Origin of the sequence: Pantoea conspicua, from assembly GCF_002095315.1 — a bacterium.
GTDB lineage: Bacteria > Pseudomonadota > Gammaproteobacteria > Enterobacterales > Enterobacteriaceae > Pantoea > Pantoea conspicua.
Map to the genome: position 1 here is coordinate 31,048 of NZ_MLFN01000029.1, position 16,737 is coordinate 47,784.

Sequence of the window (16,737 nt, forward strand, 5' to 3'; positions counted from 1 at the left end):
TTTTTTTATGCCTGAGCGGCAAAAAAGGCGGCACGGCTCGCAGCGGCATGCCACTGAATGTCTGATGATCGTTTTCTCTGCGATGTGGTTTCCAGCCCCTCAACTGCCCGCTTGTTCCCGCTTTCATCACCCGGCACGCTAGCGCCATGAAAAGATACCCGTTACGCGGTTTTACCCTGCCGGAACTGCTGGTGGTGATGGTGATTGCTGGCATCCTGAGCCTCGGCGCGCTTCACGGCTGGCAGCGCTGGCAGCAGCGGCAGCAGCTGCGCGATACCGCCCAGCAGCTGCAGGGTTTTTGTTGCGGCTGCGTGCTCAGGCGTTCCGGCAAAATCGTGACCTGATCCTCTGGTCACGGGCGGATCATCCCTGGTGTATTGGCGGCGGCAGTCCATCGCCTGATGCATGTCAGGCCGGAAAGCGGCTGCATTTCGTTGCGCCGTACCCTGAAGTGATCCTATACGAGATACGCGGCGAGCCGGGCTTTTACGGGCGTCGCAACGTGGCCAGAGCGGGCAGCATCGAACTGGGTAATAAGGCAGGCCGGCTGCGGCTGATTATTTCGGCCCGGGCGCGTATCCGTTTTGCTCTACCGAAGAGGAGGCGTGCCGGTGAAAGCGGCCGGTTTCAGCCTGCTGGAGATGCTGATCGCGATGGCGATTGGTGCGGTGCTGATGGTCAGCGCCGGACGTTTCTTACCGCTGCTGCTGGGCGAGAACGTCGAATTGTTGCAGCGGGCGCAGCTGCGTCAGGAGCTTCAGCAGATCATGGCCACGCTGGAAAAGGCGGTGCGGCGGGCCGGCTATTGCCACGGCGAGTGTGGCAACGGCGCACTGACAATCAGTGAAAACTGTCTGCTGCTGCGCTGGGATGAGAACAGCAATGGTCAGTGGGAAGGCGTTAACCAGACGGACAGCGATCACTACGGCTATCGCCTGCGGCTGCAACAGCTGGAGATGCAGCGCGGGGTTGATGACTGCCGTTCTGGCGGCTGGGAACGGCTCTCTGATCCGGCTTTCCTGACGCTGGAGCAGTTCAGTGTGATCCGCCAGCAGAGGTTAATCCGGTTGCGGTTGCAGGGACGAGCCGGGCGCTGGCTGGAAACGGTGGAAAGCTGGGTAGAGGGTGAAAACCTGTGAAGCAGCGGGGCAGCAGCACGCTGGGCATGGTGTTAATGCTGTTAGTGATCGGCAGCCTGACGCTGCATGCCAGCCGGAAAATGCTGGAGCAGGGGGTGCTGTTACTGGCTGATGAGCAGCAGTTCATACAGGATTTCTGGCGGGCGCAGTCGGCACTGCAATGGGGCTTAACCCAACGCTGGCCGGCAGGCGAAACGGCCGGTTGCCAGCTTAACGAAGGCGAGGGCTGGCGCAGTTGTCTACAGCGAGGTGAAGATGGAAAAGGGCTGCTTAAAGGTGAAGCCAGCGGCAGTGGCACCGCGGTATGGCAGTGGGTCACACTCCAGCAGAGCCGGATTCAGGCGCTGCCGCACGGCTGGATCGATTACTGTCCGTTCACCAGGCCGGGCGACTGTCTCTGAGACCGGCGGATTCAGCCTGCCGGAAGCGTTATTTGCTCTGCTGTTAATGGCATTAAGCAGCAGTGCGCTTTTACAATATCATCGCGCGCTGGTTCGCGGGTTCAGCCAGCAGTGGGAGCAGCGCGAGGCGTGGCGGGTAGCGGAGCAACGTCTGGTCGGGCAGGCCGTCGCAGGCTGGCATTCCACCCTGCAACGGCAGAGCAGCCCGACAGGCTGTGTGCTGGAACGGGCCGACGTCCAGGGGCCGCAGCAGCGTACGGCTACCCTGACGCGATTACGCTGTTAAACCGCAGTCACGAACGCCCTTTTGATGGGCTTCAACCGCGATCCGCGGTAGAGTTACCGGGCCGCAATACCGCAGTTATGTTCTGAGTTACCACAGGAGTTTTCATGTTTCACGTTTATCACTCAAATCAGCTTGATGTGCTGAAGATTCTGGCGGCTGCGGTGATTAAACATGATCCACTGGATGATCCTTTCGCCTCAGAAATGGTGCTGGTGCAAAGCCCGGGGATGGCGCAGTGGCTGCAAATGGAGCTGGCGCAGACCTTTGGTATCGCCGCCAACATCGAATTTCCACTGCCGGCCAGCTTCATCTGGGAGATGTTCGTCCGGGTGCTGCCCGACATTCCGGTGGAGAGCGCCTTCAGTAAAGCCAGCATGAGCTGGAAGCTGATGCATCGTCTGCCGGAGATGCTGGAGCATGAGGAATTTATCTCGCTGCGCCACTACCTGCATGACGATGGCGACAAACGTAAACTGTTCCAGCTGAGCTCGCGGGTGGCGGATCTGTTTGACCAGTATCTGGTCTATCGCGCCGACTGGCTCAACAGCTGGGAGCGCGGTGAAACCATTGAGGGGCTGGGCGAGGCGCAGCGCTGGCAGGCAGCACTGTGGCGCGATCTGGTTAGCTATACCGCCACCCTGCGGCAGCCTGAATGGCATCGTGCCAACCTCTATGCGCGTTTTATTCAGACGCTGGAACAGGCGCAGCGCACGCCAGAAAATCTGCCGAAGCGGGTCTTTATCTGCGGCATCTCCGCCTTGCCACCGGTCTATCTTCAGGCGTTGCAGGCGCTGGGACGCCATATCGATATCCATCTGCTGTTTACCAATCCCTGCCGCGATTACTGGGGCGATATTCAGGATTATGCCTTTCTGGCGAAGCTGCAAAGCCGTCAGCGTCGGCGTCACGGCGCGGATGAACAGCGCGGACTGTTCCGCGACGTGGAACAGGCACCCGCGCTCTTCAATGAAGCGGGTGAACAACAGCTGACGAATCCGTTGCTTGCCTCATGGGGCAAGCTGGGGCGTGACAATCTTTTTCTGCTCAGCCAGATGGAAGATAATGACGACATTGACGCCTTTGTTGAGGTGGAAGAAGACAACCTGCTGCACTGTCTGCAGTCCGATCTGCTCAACCTGCAGGACAACGCTGTCATCGGACTGAACGCCGCCGAACTGGCGCATAGCGATCAGAAACGCCGGCTCGATCCCGCCGATCGGTCGGTTGCGGTACAGGTATGCCACAGTGCCCAGCGTGAAGTTGAAGTGCTACAGGATCACCTGTTAGCGCTGATGGAGGCCAACCCGGCGCTGAAAGCGCGTGACATTATTGTCATGGTGGCCGATATCGACGCCTATGCGCCCTTTATTCAGGCCGTTTTCGCCAACGCCCCTGCGGATCGTTATTTACCTTTCGCCATTTCAGATCGCCGGGCTAGTCAGGCGCACCCGGCGATTGTCGCGTTCCTGCACCTGCTGGCGCTGCCGGACAGCCGGTTTGTCTCAGAAGATGTACTGGCGCTGCTGGATGTGCCAGCGCTGGCCAGCCATTTCGCCATTGATGAAAGCGGATTGCGCCTGCTGCGACGCTGGGTCAGCGAATCGGGCGTGCGCTGGGGGCTGGATGACGCCAGCGTGGAAGCCCTGTCATTACCGATTACCGGCCAGCACACCTGGCGCTTTGGTCTGCAACGTATGCTGCTGGGCTATGCGATGGAAAGCCACAACGGTGACTGGCAAGGCATTCTGCCGTATGACGAATCGAGCGGCCTGGTGGGTGAACTGGCCGGGCATCTGGCGGAGCTGTTGTCACGGCTTAACCATTGGCGGCAGCGGCTGGCCGAACCACGACCGCTGCAGGCCTGGCTGCCGCTATGCCGCGAGCTGCTGAACGCCTTTTTCAGCCCGGATACGGAGACCGAAGCGGCGTTGCTGCTGGTGGAGGAGCAGTGGCAGGAGTTGATCGAATATGGCATGAACGCACGGTTTGAAGAGGCGATTCCGGTCACCCTGCTGCGTGACGATCTCCGCAGCCGGCTGGATCAGCAGCGTATCAGCCAGCGTTTTCTCGCCGGACAGATTAACTTCTGTACCCTGATGCCGATGCGTTCGATCCCGTTCCAGGTAGTTTGCCTGCTGGGGATGAATGATGGCGTTTATCCGCGCACCTTAGCGCCGTTAGGTTTTGATTTGATGCAACAAAAGTCACGCAAAGGCGATCGCAGCCGCCGTGACGATGACCGTTATCTGTTTCTGGAAGCGCTGATCTCTGCACAGCAGCAGCTCTACATCAGCTATATCGGGCGGGCCATTCAGGATAATACGGAACGCTATCCGTCGGTGCTGGTCACAGAACTGCTGGATTACATCGGACAGAGTTTTTATCTGGAGGGGGATGAAGATCGCGATCTGGATGAGAGTGCGGCGCGGGTACGGGATCATCTGCAGCATCTGCACAGCCGGATGCCGTTTGCTGCCGACAACTTCCAGCCAGCCGCCAGGCTGCAGAGCTTTGCCCGTGAATGGTTACCGGCCGCGCAGGGAACGGGGCAGCCGCAACCCGATTTTGTCCAGCCGCTGGCGGCACCGACGATTGAAATGCTGACGCTGGAGGCGTTTCTGCGCTTCTGGCGCCATCCGGTACGGGCGTGGTTTCATCAACGACTCGGGGTAAATTTCTGGCTGGAAGAGAACGAACTGCCTGACAGTGAGCCCTTTGCGCTCGACAATCTGGAGCGTTATCAGATTAACGCGCAGTTGCTGAATGCGCTGGTGGAAGGAGAGGATACCCAGCGGCTCTATGCGCACCACCGTGCGGCGGGTAATCTGCCTTATGGTGCGTTTGGTGAACTCTTCTGGCAGGCGCAGCGCGACGAGATGCAGGAAGTGGCGGCAGAAGTGGTGACCCAGCGCAGCGAAGGGGAGAGCTGGGAAGTCAATCTGCAACTGGAACAGGTCAGCCTGACCGGCTGGCTTACGCAGGTGCAGGGCGACGGCCTGTTGCGCTGGCGACCAGGGGTACTGAACATGAACGACGGCCTGCTGCTCTGGCTGGAGCATCTGGTCTACTGCGCGCTGGGTGGAACCGGCAGTAGCCGGATGTATGGCCGGCAACATAGTCGCTGGTGCTTTCTGGCGGTAAGTCAGCAGGACGCCATCGCTGCGCTGAATGATTATATCGCGGGCTACCTGACCGGTATGCGCCAGCCGCTGATGCTGCTCAATAAAAGCGGCGGCGCCTGGTTAACGGCCAGCTATGACAAAAAAAGCCAGCAACTTCTGACCGATGAGGCGACCCAGCTTAAAGCGCGAAATCGCCTGCTGACGGCGTGGTCAGGCAGTTATCAGGTAGAGGGTGAAGGCAGCGATCCCTACCTGCAACGCCTGTGTCGCGTGCTGGAAGAGACACAGTTACACCAGATAACTGAGGCGGCACAGCGCTGGTATTTACCGGTGCTGGCTGCACATCAGGATGATGAATAGCAGGCCAGACAGCAGATGTGCTCACTGGCTAATTACACAGAAAGTTTGCTCTGGTTGAGCCGCGGTGTCAGACACTGACGGTTGATTGGGTAAGGTAAGGGGTTTACATGCGGACATACGCACGCTGGTTAGCAGCGCTTCTGATAAGCCTGCTGGCTTGTACAGCACTGGCGCAGACAGAAACGGGCTGGCAGCCGATTAATGACATCATTCGCAAGAGTGAACACGATCCTCGTCAGTATCAGGCGATTCGGCTCGACAATGGCATGACGGTGTTACTGGTTTCCGATCCGGTGGCACCCAAATCTCTGGCGGCACTGACCTTACCGATTGGTTCCCTGGACGATCCGGATCAGCAGCTCGGTCTGGCGCACTATCTGGAGCATATGGTGCTGATGGGCTCTGCCCATTACCCGCAGCCGGACAATCTGGCTGAGTACCTGAAAAAGCACGGGGGCAGCCACAATGCCAGCACCGCCTCTTACCGCACCGCCTTCTATCTGGAAGTGGAAAATGCTTCGCTGGAGCCGGCGGTGGATCGCCTGGCCGATGCGGTTGCCGCGCCGCTGCTGGACCCGGTGAACGCTGACCGGGAACGCCATGCGGTCAACGCTGAACTGACGATGGCGCGCTCGCGCGACGGTTTACGTATGGCGCAGGTCGGGGCGGAAACCCTTAACCCGGCTCATCCTGCCTCGCGCTTTTCCGGCGGTAACCTCGACACGCTGAAAGATAAGCCCGACAGCAAACTGCATCAGGCGCTACAGGATTTTTACCACTCGCACTACTCCGCCAATCTGATGAAGGCGGTCATTTACAGCAATAAAACGCTGCCAGAGATGGCGTCGATTGCCGCGAAAACCTTTGGTCGGGTCGCTAACCACAACATCACCGTACCCGCGATTACCGTGCCGGTTGTGACCGCGGAACAGCAGGGCATCCTGATCCATTACGTCCCGGCTCAGCCGCGTAAACAGCTTAAAATTGAGTTTCGTATTGCTAATAACAGCGACCGTTTTCGCAGCAAAACGGACACCCTGATTAGCTACCTGATCGGCAATCGCAGTAAAAATACGCTGACCGACTGGCTGCAAAAGCAGGGACTGGCCGATGGCGTTAATGCCGGTGCGGACCCGATGACCGATCGTAACAGCGGCGTCTTTGCTATTACCGCCTCGCTGACCGACAAAGGCCTGGCGCAGCGCGATGAAGTGGTTGCGGCTATTTTTAGTTATATCAACCTGTTGCGTGAGCAGGCGGATGACAAACGCTATTTCGATGAGGTCTCTCACGTACTGGCGCTCGATTTCCGCTATCCCTCAATCACCCGGGATATGGACTACATCGAATGGCTGGCAGACACCATGCTGCGGGTACCGGTTGAACACACGCTGGATGCGCCTTATCTGGCGGATCAGTATGATGCTGCGGCGATCAAAGCACGGCTCGACGAGATGACGCCGCAGCAGGCGCGTATCTGGTATATCAGTCCGCAGGAACCGCACAATAAACAGGCTTACTTTGTGGATGCGCCGTATCAGGTTGAAAAAATAGCGCCACAGACGTTTGCTGACTGGCAGCAACGGGCCAGCCAGATCGCGCTGTCGATGCCCACACTGAATCCCTATATTCCGGATGACTTCACCCTGCTGCCGGCGGACGGGAAACAGTATCCGCATCCGGTCAGGCTGGAAAATGATGCCGGGATGCGCATTTACTGGATGCCCAGTCAGTTTTACGCCAGTGAGCCAAAGGCTGCGATAACGCTGGCGTTGCGCAACAAGCATGCCATCAGCGATGCGCGCCAGCAGGTCCTGTTTGGCCTGAATGACTACCTTTCCAGTCTGGCGCTGGACGAGCTTAACTCGCAGGCGTCGGTGGGCGGCATCAGTTTCTCAACCGGCGAAAATGAAGGACTGGTATTCAGTGCCAGCGGCTTTACCCAGCGCCTGCCCACCCTGCTGAAGAAGCTGGTGGAAGGGTATGCCACTTTCCAGCCAACGCAACAGCAGCTGGAGCAGGCCAAATCCTGGTATCTGGAACGGCTTGAGGCGGCAGAGAAAGGAAAAGCCTTTGAGCAGGCGATTCAGCCGATGCAGCTGCTGTCACAGTTGCCTTATACCCAGCGTGAGACGCGTCGCAAGCTGGTGAGTACTATCACCCTTAACGACGTCACCGCCTATCGCGATGAACTGTTCCGCGCGGCAACGCCGGAAATGATGGTGGTAGGAAACCTCAGCGCCGACAGCGTGACTCAGCTGGGTCGCGAACTGAAACAGCAGATGCAGAGTACCGGGACCGATGCCTGGCGCAGCAAATATGTAACGTTCGAAAAACCGCTGAAAGCCAATCTGCAGCAGAAGGGCAGCAGTACCGATTCTGCCCTGGCGGCGCTCTATATTCCGCTGGGCTATGGCGAATATCAGAGCATGGCGAACAGTTCGATGCTGAGCCAGATTGTGCAGCCGTGGTTCTACAACCAGTTACGTACTGAAGAGCAACTCGGCTATGCGGTATTTGCCTTCCAGATGCCGGTGGGACGCCAGTGGGGAATTGGCTTCCTGCTGCAGAGCAACAGCAAACAGCCCGCCCTGCTGCTGCAACGCTATCAGGCCTTCTATCCGCAGGCGGAAAAACGCTTACGCAACATGAGTCAGGCCGACTTTGCTCAATACCAGCAGGCGATGATCAACGAGCTGCAACAACGGCCTCAGACCCTCGACGAGGAAGCGGATCGCTACAGTCGCGATTTTGACCGCCAGAACGACGCGTTTAATACGCGCCAGAAAGTGATCGCACAGATTAAACAACTGACGCCCGCCAGCCTGGCCGATTTCTTCCAGCAGGCGGTGATAGAGCATACGGGTATGGTGATGACCTCGCAGATTGCGGGCAACAGTGATGAAAAAGTGGCCTTTGCCGCGTTGCCAGGCTGGAAAACCTGGCGTGAAGTAGCACAGTTGCAGCAGTCGCTGCCGGTAAAGAGTGAGACTCAATGACGCAGTTACCGCCTGAATCGCTGAATCCTTTAACACTGCCGCTCCGGGGCGAGCGGCTGATTGAGGCCTCAGCGGGCACCGGAAAAACCTTTACCATTGGCTTGCTTTATCTGCGCCTGCTGCTGGGCCTTGGCGGCGACAACGCCTACAGTCGGCCCCTGTCAGTTGAAGAAATTTTAGTGGTGACCTTTACCGAGGCCGCCACCGCTGAACTGCGCGGGCGTATCCGGGAGAATATCCATCAGCTGCGGCTGGCCTGTATCCGCGGTAAAAGCAGCGATTCGATGCACCAGTTGCTGCTTGATCAGATACCCGACTTAACGCACGCCGCCGCGCAGCTGCTGGCGGCAGAGCGACAGATGGATGAAGCGGCCATCTTTACCATCCACGGCTTCTGCCAGCGGATGCTCAACCTCAACGCTTTTGAATCCGGCATGCTGTTTGAGCAGGAGCTGATTGAGGATGAACAGGCGTTGCTGAAGCAATCCACCGCCGACTTCTGGCGGCGTCAGTGCTATCCGCTGTCGCTTGACGTGGCGCGGGTGATTGCAGCGGAATGGAGCGGACCGGACAGTCTGCTGACCACGCTGCGCCCCTGGCTACAGGGCGAATCGCCCAGCCTGAAACGTCCGCCAGCCGCCGATGAAACCCTGGCGTCACGTCACGCCCGCAATCTGGCTCGCATCACATCAATCAAGCAGCAGTGGCAGTCGCTCAGTGCTGATGTGGAAGGCATCATCGGCGCTTCCGGCGTCGATAAGCGCAGCTACAGCAGCAAAAATCTGCCGATCTGGGTAGCGAAAGTGACGCAATGGGCCAACAGCGAAACGCTGGATTACCAGCTGCCGAAAGAGCTGGAGCGCTTTAGTCAGCAGCAGCTGGAGGAGAAAACCAAAAAAGGCGAAGCGCCGCGTCACCCGGTGTTTGAGGCGATCGATCAGTTTCTGGCGGAACCTCTGTCGCTGCGCGATGTGATCATTGCCCAGGCGCTGACCGACGTGCGCGCCACCGTTCAGCGTGAGAAACGGCTGCGGGCGCTGTTAGGCTTTGATGACCTGCTGAGTAAGCTCGATGAGGCGTTGCAGCAGCCCGGTGGTATCCTGCTGGCTGAGACCATTCGGGCGCGCTTTCCGGTCGCCCTGATCGATGAATTTCAGGATACCGACCCGCAGCAATATCGCATTTTCCGCACGCTCTATATCAACCAGCCGGAACAGGCGCTGCTGTTGATCGGTGACCCTAAGCAGGCGATTTATGCGTTTCGCGGCGCGGATATTTTTACCTATCTGCGGGCGAGAAACGAAGTCAGTGCTCACTATACCCTCGATACTAACTGGCGCTCATCGCCGGAAATGGTCAATAGCGTCAATCGCCTGTTTTCACAGCTGGAATCGCCGTTTCTGTTCTCCGCCATTCCGTTCCTGCAGGTGAAACCGGCCGCGCCGAATCAGGCGCTGAAACTGATCTATGACGATCGACCGCAACCGGCGCTGCGCTTCTGGTTACAGCCCGGCGGCGGAACCGGCAGCAGTGATTATCAGCAGTTTATGGCGCGTCAATGTGCGGCGGATATCAGCCGCTGGCTGGTGGCCGGGCAGCAGGGCCGGGCATTGCTGGGAAAAGGCGAGGCACTGCAACCGGTGCGCGCCTCTGACATCACGGTACTGGTCCGTAGTCGCAACGAAGCAGGATTCATCCGCGATGCGCTCAATGCGTTGTCGATTCCTTCCGTCTATCTCTCCAGTCGCGACAGCGTTTACACCACGCCTGAAGCGCGAGAGTTACTGTGGTTGCTGCAGGCGATTCAGGCACCGGAGCAGGAACGGCTGGTGCGCAGCGCGCTGGCGACCTCGATCTTCGCCATTGATGCCGCGGCGCTGGATGCACTGACCCGGAATGAACGCGAGTGGGATGGGCTGGTCGAGCAGTTTGCCCTCTGGCAGCAGCTCTGGCAGCAGCGTGGCGTGTTACCGATGCTGCGCGACGTGATGATCAAGCGTCAGCTGGCTGAAAATATGCTGGCCTCCGAAAACGGAGAGCGCCGCCTGACCGATCTGATGCATCTGGGCGAACTGCTGCAGGAAGCCGCGGTGCAGCTCGACAGTCCGCATGCGCTGGTGCGTTTTCTGGCCCAGCAGATTGCCCGGCCCAATAGCCAGGCAGCCAGCCAGCAGCTACGGCTGGAAAGCGATCGTCATCTGGTGCAAATCGTCACTATCCATAAATCGAAAGGGCTGCAATACCCGCTGGTCTGGTTGCCGTTTGCCGCCGGCTACCGTGAGGCAGCCAGTGCGCTTTATCACGATCGTGAAAGTTTTGCTGCCTTACTGGATGTGCAGGGCGATGCTCAGAGCATGGAGCTGGCCGAAGAGGAGCGACTGGCAGAAGATTTGCGGCTGCTCTATGTGGCACTGACCCGTTCGGTTTATCACTGCAGCGTGGGTATTGCCCCGTTGATCAAGGGAACGCGTAAAAAAGAGGGCGAAAGCGATCTGCACAAAAGTGCGCTGGGTTATCTGGTGCAGCGGGGCGAAGCGGCCGATGCGGAGCAGCTCAGCCAGCGTCTGGCGGCGTTAAGCGGTAACGGGATTGAGGTTATCGCTGATGATTTGCGGCCAGGCGAAACATGGCAGGATCGGCCAGCCGGCGATCAGGCTTTAAGCAGCCGGGAGGTAACGCGTGCGCTGGCAGATGCCTGGCGGGTCACCAGTTACTCAGGACTGCAACAGCATCACAGCTCCGCGCTGCTGGATGCGCTGCCCAATTTTGATATCGACGCGGCAGGTGAAGAGGAGGGCAGTGAAGAGGCAGCTCTCACGCCCCACCATTTCCCGCGCGGTGCCGCGCCCGGCACCTTTTTACATGGCCTGTTTGAATCGATCGATTTTGCCGAACCGCCGGATGAAATCTGGCTGGAAGATCAGTTGCAGCACCACGGCTATCCGCTGAACTGGTTACCGGTTATCCAGCAGTGGATCGAACGGGTACTGCATACGCCGCTTAATGCTGACGGCCTGACGCTATCGGCAATAAAAAGCAGTGACCGGCTGATCGAGATGGAGTTTTATCTGCCGATTAATCATCTGCTGACCGCGGCCGATCTCGACGATCTGTTGCGCCGTCACGATCCGCTATCACGACAGGCGGCAGCGCTCGATTTCCGTCAGGTGCGGGGCATGTTAAAAGGCTTTATCGATCTGGTGTTCCGCTGGCAGGGAAAATATTATCTGCTCGACTATAAGTCGAACTGGCTGGGGGAGAGCCACGCTGCGTATACGCCCGAGGCGATGGCGCAGGCGATGATCGACCACCGCTACGACCTGCAGTATCAGTTGTATACCCTGGCGCTGCATCGCTATCTTCAGCACCGCCTGCAGGATTATGATTATCAGCGCCACTTCGGTGGGGTGTTTTATCTGTTTTTACGCGGGATGGACGGCAGTTCGCCAGATAACGGTATTTTTGCCACCCGTCCCGGCGAAGCCTTTATTGAAGAAATTGATGCGTTGTTTGGTCATACCACGGAGATGTCATGAGTGAAATGCTGAGCTTGCTGCTTCAGGCGGTTGAGAAGCGTCTCCTGCGGCCGTTAGATATTCAGTTTGCCCGCCTGCTGGCAGAAGAATCACAACCGGCACTGCTGCTCGCGGCGGCCTGCGTTAGCGCGGAAGCGGGGGAAGGCCACGTCTGCCTGCCGCTGGATAATCTGTGCGAAGCGGGCCTGTTTGCGGGTCGTCAGCCCGCGCTGGCGCAGGCACTGTGGCAGGCTGCCGGTGCGCCGGATGACTGGATATCACTGCTGGCCGACTGGGCTGCCGTCAGTGACGGCAGCCTGATTACCCCGCTGGTGCTCAGTAACCGCCGTCTCTACCTGCATCGCCTGTGGCACAGCGAGGGCAGAGTCGCGAGCTTCTTTGCCCTGCAGGAGGTGAAGTCGGCGTTTGATGCCCAGGCGGCCAGTGAAGTGCTGAATACGCTGTTCGGCACGCGCCCGGACGACTGGCAGAAAATTGCCGCCGCGGTGGCGCTGACCCGCAAGACCGCGGTGATTTCCGGCGGACCCGGAACCGGTAAAACCACCACGGTGGCGAAATTACTCGCCGCGCTGATCCGGCTTAACCCTGGCAATTTACGGATTCAGTTAGCCGCACCGACCGGCAAAGCCGCGGCACGCCTTACCGAATCACTGGGTAACGCGTTGCAGAATTTAGCGGTCAGCGAGGAAGAGCGTCGGCGCTTTCCGACGGAAGCGACCACGCTGCATCGCCTGCTGGGCGCGCAACCGGATACCCAGCGTCTGCGCTATCACGCCGGTAATCCCCTGCATCTTGATGTGCTGGTAGTTGATGAAGCCTCAATGGTCGATCTGTCGATGATGGCGAAGCTGATCGCCGCACTGCCGGCCCATGCGCGGGTGGTTTTTCTTGGCGATCGGGACCAGCTGGCGTCGGTTGAGGCAGGTGCCGTGCTGGGCGATATCTGTCGCTGTACCGAGAGCGGCTACAGCCTGGCGCGGGCAGAACAGCTCGCGTTGCTGACCGGATGTTCGCTGCAGGGCAGTGACGATCGGCTGGCACCCGCGGTACGCGACAGTATCTGCCTGCTGCAAAAAGTTACCGTTTTGACGCGAAATCGGGTATTGGCCAGCTGGCTCAGGCAATCAACCTTGGCGATGCGCAGCAGGTGAAAACGGTTTTCGCCGCAGGCTTTCAGGATCTCTGCTATCAGCCGTTAACCAGTGGCGAGGCTTATCAGGCGATGCTGGATGAGGTGGCGCAGGGTTATCAGCCTTATTTGCAGCTGATCAGGCAGCAGGCGTCACCTGCCGACGTGCTGACAGCCTTTGGCCGTTATCAGTTACTGTGTGCGTTACGAGATGGACCGTTTGGCGTACAGGGATTAAACCAGCGTATTGAACAGCGGCTGATGCAGCTACAGCGTATCCGCCGTCCCGCTATCGGCGGGCGCTGGTACCTGGGAAGACCGGTGATGATTACCCGTAACGACAGTGCGCTGGGGCTGTTCAACGGCGATATCGGCGTTACGTTGCGGGACGAAGAGGGCAACCTGAAGGTCTTTTTCCCGTTGCCGGATGGTAGCATCAAAGCGATTCAGCCAAGCCGCCTGCCATCGCATGAAACGGCCTGGGTGATGACGGTACACAAATCACAGGGATCGGAGTTCGAACATACCGCGCTGGTGATGCCAACGCAGTTTTTGCCGGTGCTGACCCGTGAGCTGGTCTACACCGCGATAACGCGCGCTCGTAAACAGCTGACGCTCTACAGCGATCCGGGCGTATTCCAGCGCGCCGTGCAGTTGCAAACCCAGCGGCGTAGTGGTCTGGTAGAGCGTCTGGGCGAGGCAGGATAAACGCCTGTCAGAGCGGGCTGGCGACATCAATCGTCCGGCCCGTTCAGCCATTACAGCGTATGGCGGGTCAGATCGGCCATCAGGACCTTGGATCGGCGCTGATAGTTGTACATCTCTTTTTTACTCTCAGGCAGCGACTCGATATCGACCGGCGTAAAACCCCGCTCCTGGAACCAGTGGATACTGCGGGTGGTTAACACAAACAGCTTCTGCAGCCCCATCTGACGTGCCTGGAGCGCCACACGTTGCAGCAACATTTCACCACGCGATGAACTGCGGTAGTCAGGATGAACCGCCACGCAGGCCATTTCACCGATTTTCTCATCCATAAAGGGATAGAGCGCGGCACAGGCAATCGTCAGGTTGTCGCGCTGAATGATGGTGAATTTATCGATCTCCATCTCCAGCTGTTCGCGTGAGCGACGCACCAGAATGCCCTGTTGCTCCAGCGGCCGGATCAGTTCGAGAATGCCGCCGATATCGTTGATATTGGCGCGCCGGATCTGCTCGGCAGATTCCATCACGATCTGAGTACCGATACCGTCACGAGAGAACAGCTCCTGCAACAGCGCGCCATCTTCCTGGTAGCTGATTAAATGGCTGCGACGCACGCCGCTGCGGCAGGCTTTGACCGCGCCGCGCAGGAAACGAACGGTGCCGGAGAGGTAATCGCCGTCACTTTCAATCTCGTCAATACGCGCCTGGGCATCATTCGGGAATAGCTCGGAGATGATGTTTCCTTCGCTATCCAGTACGCCCTGTTCTGAGCAGAAGCCGATCATTTTTTCCGCTTTAAGTTTAATCGCCAGCTGGGTCGCCACCTCTTCCGAGGTCAGATTAAAACTCTCACCGGTTACCGACACCGCCACCGGACCAAGCAGCACGATCGCGTCGTTATCCAGCTGACGATGAATAGCTTCTTCATCAATACGACGAATACGCCCGCTGTGACAATAATCAACGCCATCATCCACCCCCAGCGGCTGCGCAATAATGAAGTTGCCGCTGACCACATTGATATGCGCGCCCTGCAGCGGCGTATTGTTGAGGCTCATGGAGAGACGGGCGGTGATATCTAACTGCAGACGACCGGCAGCTTGCTTCACTAATTCCAGCGATTGCGCATCGGTCACCCGGGTAAACTTGTGATAAACCGGCTCAAGCTGATGTTCCGCCAGGCTGGCATCAATCTGCGGACGGGCACCATAGACCACCACCAGGCGGATACCGAGGCTGTGCAGCAGACCAATATCGTTGACGATGCCCGAGAAGTTCTCATGCTCAATGGCTTCGCCGCCCAGCATGATGACAAAGGTCTTGTCCCGATGGGCATTGATATAGGGAACGGTATGGCGAAAACCCTGAACCAGTTCAGTACTACGTTCCTTCACGGCCAGTCCTCAGTGAATGATTATTCGAATTTTTTGTATTTTTATGCTTTTAGCCGCGATTTTGCAAGCGTTAATCCTGACGAAAATTTACGTTTTTCCGGGTGCCAAAGCCGCTAACAGCCTGCATTATTTAGGATTTCCGGGGTGACATCCCCCTACGGATTGGATAAAGTTTTCGCCGCCATTTTATTAACTGGCGCTTTTTTAGACATTACACAGCAGCTGGAGCGGCATGTCGGATTTTAATTCCTCCTTTTCACGCAGACGATTTTTACAAGGAAGCGGTGCCTTACTGCTGCTAAGCGTTAGCCGGGTGGGTATGGCGGCGAAAAGCCACATCGTCGCGGTGCGTATCTGGCCATCCTCGACCTACTCGCGTATGACGCTGGAATCGAATGTGGCGCTGAAGTACAGGCAGTTTGCACTGAGCAATCCCGAACGGCTGGTGATTGATATAGAAGGTCTGCATCTCAACCCGGTACTGAAAGGCGTGGATAAACAGGTGAGGGTGGATGATCCCTTTATCAAAAATGCGCGTGTCGGCCAGTTCGACAGCAACACGGTGCGGGTGGTGCTGGAGCTAAAGCGCAGTGTCGCACCTAAGATCTTTAATCTGACGCCGGTTGCAGGAATTAATCACCGGCTGGTGGTGGATCTCTATCCCAACCAGAATCAGGTGGAGGACGATCCGCTGCTGGCGCTGCTGAAGGATTATAACCAGGGCGATCTGGAAAAAGGTGAAACGGTGCAGGCGCCGCTGCCGGGTAAAGCCGGGCGCGATCGTCCGATCATTATCATGATCGATCCTGGTCATGGCGGCGAAGATCCCGGTGCGCACGGCAAATATAAAACCCGAGAGAAAGATATTGTGCTGAAGATCGGTCGGCGGCTGAAAGCGTTGATCGATAAAGAAGCCAATATGAAAGCCTATATGACGCGCAATGAAGATGTATTTATTCCGCTGCGCGTCAGAGTTGCCAAAGCCCGTAAGCAGCGCGCCGATCTGTTCGTTTCGATTCATGCTGACGCGTTTACCAGCCGGGCGGCGCGCGGCTCTTCTGTCTTCGCCCTCTCGACCAGCGGTGCCACGTCGGCTGCAGCCCGCTTCCTCGCCCAGACCCAGAATGAATCTGACCTGATTGGCGGCGTCAGCAAGAGCGGCGATCGCTATCTCGACCACACCATGTTCGATATGGTGCAGCGGCAGACCATCCACGACAGCCTGAAGTTTGGCAAAGAGGTGCTGCACCGCATGGGGCGCATCAACCATCTGCACAAACGCACGGTGGATCAGGCCGGATTTGCGGTGCTGAAAGCGCCTGATATCCCGTCAATCCTGGTGGAGACGGCTTTTATCAGTAATGTCGAAGAGGAACGTAAGTTGCGCACCACGCGCTATCAGCATCAGGTAGCGGAGGCGATTCTGCAAGGCATCAGGGCGTATGTGGAGAGTGGGGCGGCGCTGGCGCATCGGTAAATTGCAGCGGGTAGCCTGTGCTATCCGTTCTGTACCGATTGCGGGGGAGAAGACGTTATGGAACGGCAGAAACAAAAAAACACCCTTTCAGGTGTTTAAATGATTGGTTGCGGGGGCCGGATTTGAACCGACGACCTTCGGGTTATGAGCCCGACGAGCTACCAGGCTGCTCCACCCCGCGTCCGTATT

General features: G+C 58.0%; 9 protein-coding genes, 1 tRNA gene and 1 pseudogene. 9 read left to right on the forward strand and 2 right to left on the reverse strand.

The features are described from left to right. Nucleotides 1-146 precede the first annotated feature (146 nt). The 8 genes and pseudogenes from HA41_RS21700 (at nucleotide 147) to recD (ending at nucleotide 13,680) form a co-directional block, all read left to right on the forward strand. Complete coding sequence (locus HA41_RS21700) at nucleotides 147-344, forward strand: prepilin-type N-terminal cleavage/methylation domain-containing protein (protein WP_425270646.1); 198 nt, start codon at nucleotides 147-149, stop codon at nucleotides 342-344. Between the two features lie 267 nt (nucleotides 345-611). After that, nucleotides 612-1,139 carry a prepilin peptidase-dependent protein gene (locus tag HA41_RS11645; RefSeq protein ID WP_208612761.1) on the forward strand — a complete coding sequence of 176 codons (528 nt, stop codon included), beginning with the start codon at nucleotides 612-614 and terminating at the stop codon, nucleotides 1,137-1,139. Next, the gene (locus HA41_RS11650) at nucleotides 1,136-1,540 is read left to right on the forward strand and encodes a DUF2509 family protein (protein WP_094120937.1); all 405 of its coding nucleotides are present in this window, start codon (nucleotides 1,136-1,138) and stop codon (nucleotides 1,538-1,540) included. Before HA41_RS11645 ends, HA41_RS11650 begins: the two co-directional genes overlap by 4 nt. Before the next feature lie 46 nt (nucleotides 1,541-1,586). Next, complete coding sequence (locus tag HA41_RS11655) at nucleotides 1,587-1,826, forward strand: prepilin-type N-terminal cleavage/methylation domain-containing protein (protein WP_094120938.1); 240 nt, start codon at nucleotides 1,587-1,589, stop codon at nucleotides 1,824-1,826. A 104-nt stretch (nucleotides 1,827-1,930) separates the two neighbouring features. Continuing rightward, nucleotides 1,931-5,308 (forward strand): exodeoxyribonuclease V subunit gamma, encoded by a 3,378-nt coding sequence (gene recC, locus HA41_RS11660; RefSeq protein WP_094120939.1) that lies wholly within the window; start codon nucleotides 1,931-1,933, stop codon nucleotides 5,306-5,308. Between the two features lie 107 nt (nucleotides 5,309-5,415). After that, nucleotides 5,416-8,307 (forward strand): pitrilysin, encoded by a 2,892-nt coding sequence (ptrA, locus tag HA41_RS11665; RefSeq protein ID WP_094120940.1) that lies wholly within the window; start codon nucleotides 5,416-5,418, stop codon nucleotides 8,305-8,307. Then, nucleotides 8,304-11,843, forward strand: a complete 3,540-nt coding sequence (gene recB, locus HA41_RS11670) for an exodeoxyribonuclease V subunit beta (protein ID WP_094120941.1) — start codon at nucleotides 8,304-8,306, stop codon at nucleotides 11,841-11,843. The genes ptrA and recB overlap by 4 nt, the downstream gene beginning before the upstream one ends. Beyond that, nucleotides 11,840-13,680: pseudogene (gene recD / locus HA41_RS11675) on the forward strand (exodeoxyribonuclease V subunit alpha). Before recB ends, recD begins: the two are co-directional and overlap by 4 nt. 50 nt (nucleotides 13,681-13,730) lie before the next feature. On the opposite strand, the gene argA reads toward recD, so the two are convergent. Beyond that, the gene (gene argA / locus HA41_RS11680; RefSeq protein ID WP_094120942.1) at nucleotides 13,731-15,071 is read right to left on the reverse strand and encodes an amino-acid N-acetyltransferase; all 1,341 of its coding nucleotides are present in this window, start codon (nucleotides 15,069-15,071) and stop codon (nucleotides 13,731-13,733) included. 232 nt (nucleotides 15,072-15,303) lie between these two features. On the opposite strand from argA, the gene amiC reads away from it, so the two are divergent. Then, nucleotides 15,304-16,548: an N-acetylmuramoyl-L-alanine amidase AmiC gene (gene amiC, locus HA41_RS11685; protein WP_094120943.1), complete on the forward strand. Its 1,245-nt coding sequence runs from the start codon at nucleotides 15,304-15,306 to the stop codon at nucleotides 16,546-16,548. Nucleotides 16,549-16,652: 104 nt separating this feature from the next. On the opposite strand, the gene HA41_RS11690 is transcribed toward amiC, so the two are convergent. Further along, nucleotides 16,653-16,729 (reverse strand) — tRNA-Met (locus tag HA41_RS11690). Nucleotides 16,730-16,737 lie beyond the last annotated feature (8 nt).